Raw genomic sequence first — 6,533 nt, forward strand, 5'->3', positions numbered from 1 at the left:
TCTGATATAAAAGAAGCAGTGGTCATGGCAAGGAAAGATGCGGATGGAGGCAATTATCTTTGCGCATACATCACAGGGGACCGGGAAATTGTTCCTTCAGAGCTTAGGGAGCATTTAACGAAAAGTCTTCCGGAATACATGGTTCCGTCTTACTTCATAAGGCTTGATAAAATGCCTCTGTCGCCCAACGGAAAAATTGACAGAAAGGCACTTCCCATGCCTTCAATCAATATAGATACTGAAGGGAAGTACATTCCCCCCGGCAATGAACTTGAGCACAAGATGGCAAAGGTGTGGGAGAAAGTACTCCAAGTACAAAAAGTAGGAATTAACAATGACTTCTTCGAATTGGGGGGAGACTCCATAAAGGCAATACAGGTGGTTTCCTTGCTGGCACGGGAAGGAATAGACATAGAGGTAAAAGATATTCTTGTGTATCGCACGATTTCAGGAATCCTCCTTAATGTGGAACCGAAGAAAAATAAAAAAATTCACGTACAAGGACTTGTCGAAGGAAGTTTTGGAAAAACACCTGTGGCAAGCTGGTTTTTCAGTAGAGAATTCAAAAACCCCGGCTATTTTACCCAATCGGTTTTACTGAAAATGAAGAGGAAAATAGATATTAAAGATATCGAAAAGGTCTTTAAAAAGATGATAGAACACCATGACGGTTTGAGAGTAAATTATTCGGCTAAGGATAAAAAACTGTATTATAACAGCCGTCATCTTAAAGAGGAATTTAAAGTTGAGACCTTTGATATTTCTGGTCTTATGGAAAATGAGCAAAAACAGGAAATGATAAAAATAGGTGAGTCGTTTAAAGAAAGCTTTGATATAGAGAATGGACTTTTGGTAAGGGCTGCGTTAATCAATTTTGGTGAAAATGACACAAGACTTTTTATTGCAATGCATCATTTGGTGGTTGACGGAGTTTCTTGGAGGATTATACTTGAGGATTTGTATACTGCCTTTAAAGCAATAGATACCGGAAGTGAGATAACTTTTCCTCAAAAGACGGCCTCCCTCAAAGAATGGTATGAAAAGCTGGATTCATTAAAGGACAGTGCCAAATTCCATGAAGAAAAAGAGTTTTGGGTTTCCTGTGAAAGCACTCTATTCAAGCTTCCGGAAGATTTCGATAACCGGGAATTAAGCCAAAATCATGGCACGGTGATTGAAGGAAAACTTGAGCCGGCTGAGACGGAAAAGCTTTTGAAAGATGCCCATAAGGCCTACAACACCAATGTGGAAGAGCTTCTTCTTACTGCTTTGGCAAGGACAATAAGGGAATGGACAGGCCAAAACGAAATGGTGATAGAGATGGAAAGCCATGGGAGAAATATCGATGGTATTGATGTTTCCAGGACAGTAGGATGGTTTACCGCAATATATCCTTTAAAGCTTGAGATTATCCATGAGGATATGGGGGAGCAGATAAAGGAAATAAAGGAGCAGATAAGAAAAGTTCCTCAAAAAGGCATAGGATACGGAATACTTAAATATTTAAGCTGTGCTATACCGGAAAAAAGAGGCATTGCGGAAATAAGGTTCAACTACCTTGGGCAATTTGGCAAGAAGGAGACAATGATATTTTTGCCTATTTAGACATGGACACCGGAAGGGATACAAGCATCCACAACTCTTTGACCGCTAAAGTAGAGATAAACTGCATGGTTGTAAACAATGCATTTAAAATGGATATTCATTTTAGTGAAAAACTATACAAAAAAGAAACCATCCAAGGTTTTAGAGATAAATACCTGAAAAACCTTAAGGATATAGTGGAATATACAGCTCAAACCCAGGAAGTATTTTTTACTCCATCGGATTTTGAAACACTAGATATAAATCAGGAAGAATTGGATATGTTGTTTGGTTGAAAATCAGGGGGATTGACGTATGACAGCAAATAAGCTTGATAAAAAAATATAGAGGATATATTGGCACTGACTGCGATGCAAGAGGGTATTCTGTTTCATTACAGAAGCAATCCCGAAAGCAGGCAGTATTTTGAGCAGCTTTGCATGAGAATTGCCGGAAATATAGATATTGACGCATTTGGGAAGGCATGGAATTATACGGCGCAAAATAATGAGGCCTTAAGAACGGTATTTAGATGGGAAAAGCTTGAGAAGCCGGTTCAGGTGGTCTTAAAAAATTATGAGATTCCTGTAAGGCTTTGTGATATTTCCGAGTATAACGAGGAAGAAATGCAAAGTCTGCTTGAGAGATTAAAGGAAAAGGACAGAGAAGAAGGCATAGATATAAGTACTGAGCCTTTCAGGATAACTCTTTGCAAACTCTGCAAAGACAAATATGAGATGATTATATCCAATCATCATATTATCTATGATGGCTGGAGCAACTCCATACTTCTTAAAGAGTTTTTGAGGCATACAATGCTTTCAAAAAGGAGAGCAGCCGTCAAGGCCTGTAAAGAACCGGTACAGGGAATTTGTAAAATGGCATCAAAGCCGGGATATCAACGCACAAAAAAGCTATTGGTCAAAGTATTTGGAAGGAATCGAGAGCAGGACTTTGCTACCTTGGGATTCAAAAAAGCAGGGAGAGATAAAGAAGGCCGGGATTTACACCCTTGATATTGAAAGGGAAAACACCGAGAAAATAAAGAATTTTGCCCGGGAACAAAAGGTGGCTTTGGCATCGGTTTTATATGCAGCTTGGGGAATACTGCTTCAAAGGTATAATAATTCGGAGGATGTACTTTTCGGCACGACGGTATCGGGCAGAACGGCAAAAATAAAGGGAATTGAGAATATGGTGGGTCTCTTTATAAACACACCGCCTCTTCGAGTAAGGTCACAAGCAAGGGAGAAGGTGTCTGACTTACTAAATGAAGTGGAAAAGTCCCTAAGGGACAGGGGGCCTTATGAAGACACGCCCCTCACAGACATCAAATCCTTAAGCAGTATGGACAATAAAGAGAGTTTGTTTGATTCAATAATGGTAATTGAAAATTATCCTATAGACAAGCAGATGATGAACAAAGACAGCTGTCTTGCAATAGAGTCCTTTTCCATGTCTGAGATGACAAATTTCGATATTGCTGTTGCGGTATCGGTGTTTGACGGTATGGAGCTAAAGTTTATTTACAATAGTGACGTATTTTTGCAAGCTACCATAGAAAGAATGGCAGGTCAGCTGATAAATATTATAAATTGCATGATTGAAAACCCTTGTATAGAGGTTTCAAAAATAGATATTTTGTCAAAAGATGAAAGAGATGAAATTTTATATAGATATAACAATACGGACACTACATATCCAAAGAGCAAAACGTTGAGCCTGCTGTTTGAAGAACAGGTACAAAGGCTCCGGACAATATTGCCCTTGTTTTGAGGGTATGGAAATGACATATAGGGAGCTTAATGAAAAGGCCAATCGTCTTGCACACTTCCTAAGAAAAAAAGGAGTGGCAGCGGGAAATATAGTGGGAATGCTGATGGAACGCTCGCCGGATATGATTGTTGCTATTTTCGGAATTTTAAAAGCGGGGGGAGCTTATCTTCCCATAGATCCGGAGTATCCCTTGGACAGAATTGCTTCTATACTCCGTGACTCGGGCACAAAATTTCTGGTTTTGGGTGCAGGTCTTGAAAGCAAGCTCTCGTTAGAGGATTCTTTACCGGAACTTATCGTAATGGACAAAGACAACAGCGCTTTTAAGAATGAAAATGCGGAAAATATTGAATGTATAAATTCTTCTGAAGGTCTGGCATATGTTATGTATACCTCCGGTTCCACCGGTATGCCTAAAGGTAACCTTACCACTCACTACAACATTATTAGAGTGGTTAAAGACACCAATTATATTGATATTACTGATAGGGATGTTTTACTACAGCTTTCCAATTATGCTTTTGACGGCTCTACTTTTGATATTTTTGGGGCGCTGCTGAACGGGGCAAAGCTTGTTTTGGTCAAAAGCCAGACTTTGCTCGATATTTTTGAGCTGTCAAGACTTATAGAAAGAGAAAACATTACGGTATTTTTTATAACCACAGCTTTGTTCAATACTCTTGCCGATCTTAATCCCCAATGCTTTAAAAATGTCAGAAAGGTACTTTTTGGGGGCGAAAGAGTTTCAGTTTCCCATGTGAGAAAGGTATTGGACTATGTTGCCCGGGCCGGTTGATACATGTTTACGGGCCTACGGAAAGTACAGTTTTTGCTTCGTACCACTTTGTTGATTCCATAGGAGACGGGGATGCAACCATACCGATTGGAAAGCCTATATCCAACACCAAAATATATGTTGTGGATAAAAACAACAATCTCCAGCCTTTTGGAGCCCAAGGTGAATTGTGCATTGCCGGGGACGGTTTGGCGAAGGGATACCTAAATCGTCCGGAATTGACGAAAGAAAAGTTTGTTCCAAACCCCTTTGAGGCATATGACAATGATAAGAGCAGCAGGGGTAATAAAAACAAGGAATTAAGTTTGATGTACAGGACCGGAGACCTTGTACGATGGCGTTCCGATGGCAGTATCGAATTTATTGACAGAATAGATACTCAGGTAAAGCTTAGGGGCTTTAGAGTAGAGCTTGGGGAGATAGAGTCTAAGCTTTTGGAATATGAAGGAATCAGAGAAGGGATTGTGGTTGTCCGGGAGGATAAAAGCGGCAATAAATATCTGTGTGCCTATTTTACGTCAAATGAGGAAGTTTCTTTGCCAAGCCTTAGGGAGTATCTGATGGCAAAGCTTCCGATTTACATGGTTCCTTCCTGTTTTGTAAGGCTTTATGAAATGCCTCTTAACTCAAACGGTAAAATTGATAAAAAGAGACTTCCGGAGCCGGAAACAGACAAAGCAGCGGAAAGAGAATACGTGCCTTTGGAGGGAGAAACGGAAGAAAAGCTGGCTCGATTGTGGGAAGAAGTGCTGGGAGTTGACAGGGTCGGAGCAACGGACAACTTCTTTGAACTGGGAGGCCACTCTCTAAAAGCTACGGTTTTGTCGGCACGCATACATAGGGAGTTTAACAAGTCAATACCCTTGTCAAAAATATTGAACGTCCGAACCTTAAGAGAGCTTGCCGATTGCATTGATGGTTTGGAAGAAAGTGTATATTCAAAAATAAATCCGATAGAGGAAAATATAGGTTATCCAAAGGGGATATATCCTGCATCTTCTTCTCAAAAAAGAATGTTTGTGCAGCACCAGTTTGAAGGAATTGGAGTAAGTTACAACATGCCTTTGGCTTTTTTGGTGGAAGGTACAGTTAATCCTTATAGGATAAGGAGTGCTTTTAAGGAGCTTGTGATGAGGCATGAGCCCATGCGGACCTCTTTTGGAATTTATAATGGAGAAATAGTTCAGAAAATACATAGTGAAGTGGACTTTGATGTGGACTTTATCGAATGCAATGATAAGAGTCCGGATGGTGTATTAAGGGAGCTGGTAAAGCCCTTTAATTTGGAAGAGGCACCGCTGTTTCGGGTTACCCTCATAAGACTTGGAAACGATAAACATATTCTTTTTATGGACATGCATCACATAATATCGGACGGAGTTTCTGTGGCCATATTGGTAAAAGAATTTGGAGAGCTGTACAATGGTAGGAAGCTTTCGGATTTGAGGATACAATACAAGGATTTTTCTTACTGGATTAGTAAACGCCTTCAAGATGGAGCATTAAAGAAACAGGAGGACTTCTGGTTTAAAACTTTAGAAGGAGACATCCCTGTTCTTGACATGCCACTGGATTTTAGCCGTTCGGATGTAAGGACCTTTGTAGGGGATACGGTGGAGTTTAATCTGGGAGTGGAGACCTCGGCACTGTTAAATGCTTTGGCACAAAAGCAAGGGATTACTCTCAATAGCTTGCTCTTTTCCGTTTACACAGCTCTTTTGCACAGGTATACCGGCCAGGAGGATATAATTATTGGTTCCTTATCTGCCGGTAGAAATCATCCTGACTTGGAGAACATGGTGGGAATGTTCAACAACTTCCTTCCGATAAGGACTCAAATAAATGCGGCCGGTACTTTCGAAGACTGATGAACAGTGTAAACGGCGAATTGGTGAAAGCATATGAAAATCAAGATTATCCCTATGACATGATGGTGGAAAAGCTCAGTTTCAGGCCGGAGCTTTCAAGAAATCCTTTTTTTGATACCATGCTTATTTTTCATAATGAAATTGATAGGGATATCAGCTTGAAACTAGAGGCTTATCCTTTGATTTGTATAAATTAAACAGCCATACCTCAAAATTGGACTTAAAGCTTGATGTATATTTAGACAAAACCGGAAGTATTGAATGCATTATTGAGTACAATACTGCACTTTTCAAAAAAGAGACCATAGAAAGGCTTGCTAAACACTTTGCAAATATTACAAGGGAAGTTTTGCAAAAACCGAATAAGAAAATTTCTGAGATAGAGATGCTCACAAGGGAAGAAAAAGAGCAGATTCTCTTTGACTTTAACGACACGAATAAAGAATATCCCAAGGAAAAGACCTTAAGCCAGGTGTTTGAGGAGCAGGCAGAAAGGACACCTGACAATG

General features: G+C 40.0%; 7 protein-coding genes and 1 pseudogene. All 8 read left to right on the forward strand.

Annotated elements, in window-relative coordinates; translation table 11 throughout:
- Positions 1 to 1,605: condensation domain-containing protein (locus tag JCM21531_RS16280; RefSeq protein WP_243467864.1), on the forward strand; the 1,605-nt coding region annotated here is incomplete at its 5' end.
- Between the two features lie 2 nt (positions 1,606 to 1,607).
- The gene (locus JCM21531_RS18030; protein WP_054847158.1) at positions 1,608 to 1,880 is read left to right on the forward strand and encodes a hypothetical protein; all 273 of its coding nucleotides are present in this window, start codon (positions 1,608 to 1,610) and stop codon (positions 1,878 to 1,880) included.
- Positions 1,881 to 1,955: 75 nt separating this feature from the next.
- A pseudogene (locus JCM21531_RS24110) lies at positions 1,956 to 2,333 on the forward strand (condensation domain-containing protein); the annotation flags it as partial.
- Positions 2,334 to 2,394: 61 nt separating this feature from the next.
- Positions 2,395 to 3,360: a condensation domain-containing protein gene (locus JCM21531_RS23135; protein WP_279379108.1), complete on the forward strand. Its 966-nt coding sequence runs from the start codon at positions 2,395 to 2,397 to the stop codon at positions 3,358 to 3,360.
- Positions 3,361 to 3,364: 4 nt separating this feature from the next.
- Positions 3,365 to 4,156: an AMP-binding protein gene (locus tag JCM21531_RS24115; protein ID WP_094184841.1), complete on the forward strand. Its 792-nt coding sequence runs from the start codon at positions 3,365 to 3,367 to the stop codon at positions 4,154 to 4,156.
- Positions 4,153 to 6,024: a condensation domain-containing protein gene (locus JCM21531_RS24120; protein ID WP_054847162.1), complete on the forward strand. Its 1,872-nt coding sequence runs from the start codon at positions 4,153 to 4,155 to the stop codon at positions 6,022 to 6,024. The genes JCM21531_RS24115 and JCM21531_RS24120 overlap by 4 nt, the downstream gene beginning before the upstream one ends.
- A complete protein-coding gene (locus JCM21531_RS18055) occupies positions 6,024 to 6,221 on the forward strand; it encodes a hypothetical protein (RefSeq protein WP_054847163.1) in 198 nt (65 codons plus the stop codon). The genes JCM21531_RS24120 and JCM21531_RS18055 overlap by 1 nt, the downstream gene beginning before the upstream one ends.
- Positions 6,209 to 6,533: condensation domain-containing protein (locus JCM21531_RS18060; RefSeq protein ID WP_131464552.1), on the forward strand; the 325-nt coding region annotated here is incomplete at its 3' end. The genes JCM21531_RS18055 and JCM21531_RS18060, both read left to right, overlap by 13 nt.

The organism is Acetivibrio straminisolvens JCM 21531 (genome assembly GCF_000521465.1).
Taxonomy (GTDB): domain Bacteria; phylum Bacillota; class Clostridia; order Acetivibrionales; family Acetivibrionaceae; genus Hungateiclostridium; species Hungateiclostridium straminisolvens.

What these genes read in the sequence shown, in the direction of transcription:
- JCM21531_RS18030 (WP_054847158.1), top strand. Translation starts at nt 1,608, where the DNA reads ATGGACACCGGAAGGGATACAAGCATCCACAACTCTTTGACCGCTAAA.
- JCM21531_RS18055 (WP_054847163.1), top strand. Translation starts at nt 6,024, where the DNA reads ATGAACAGTGTAAACGGCGAATTGGTGAAAGCATATGAAAATCAAGAT.
- JCM21531_RS24115 (WP_094184841.1), top strand. Translation starts at nt 3,365, where the DNA reads ATGGAAATGACATATAGGGAGCTTAATGAAAAGGCCAATCGTCTTGCA.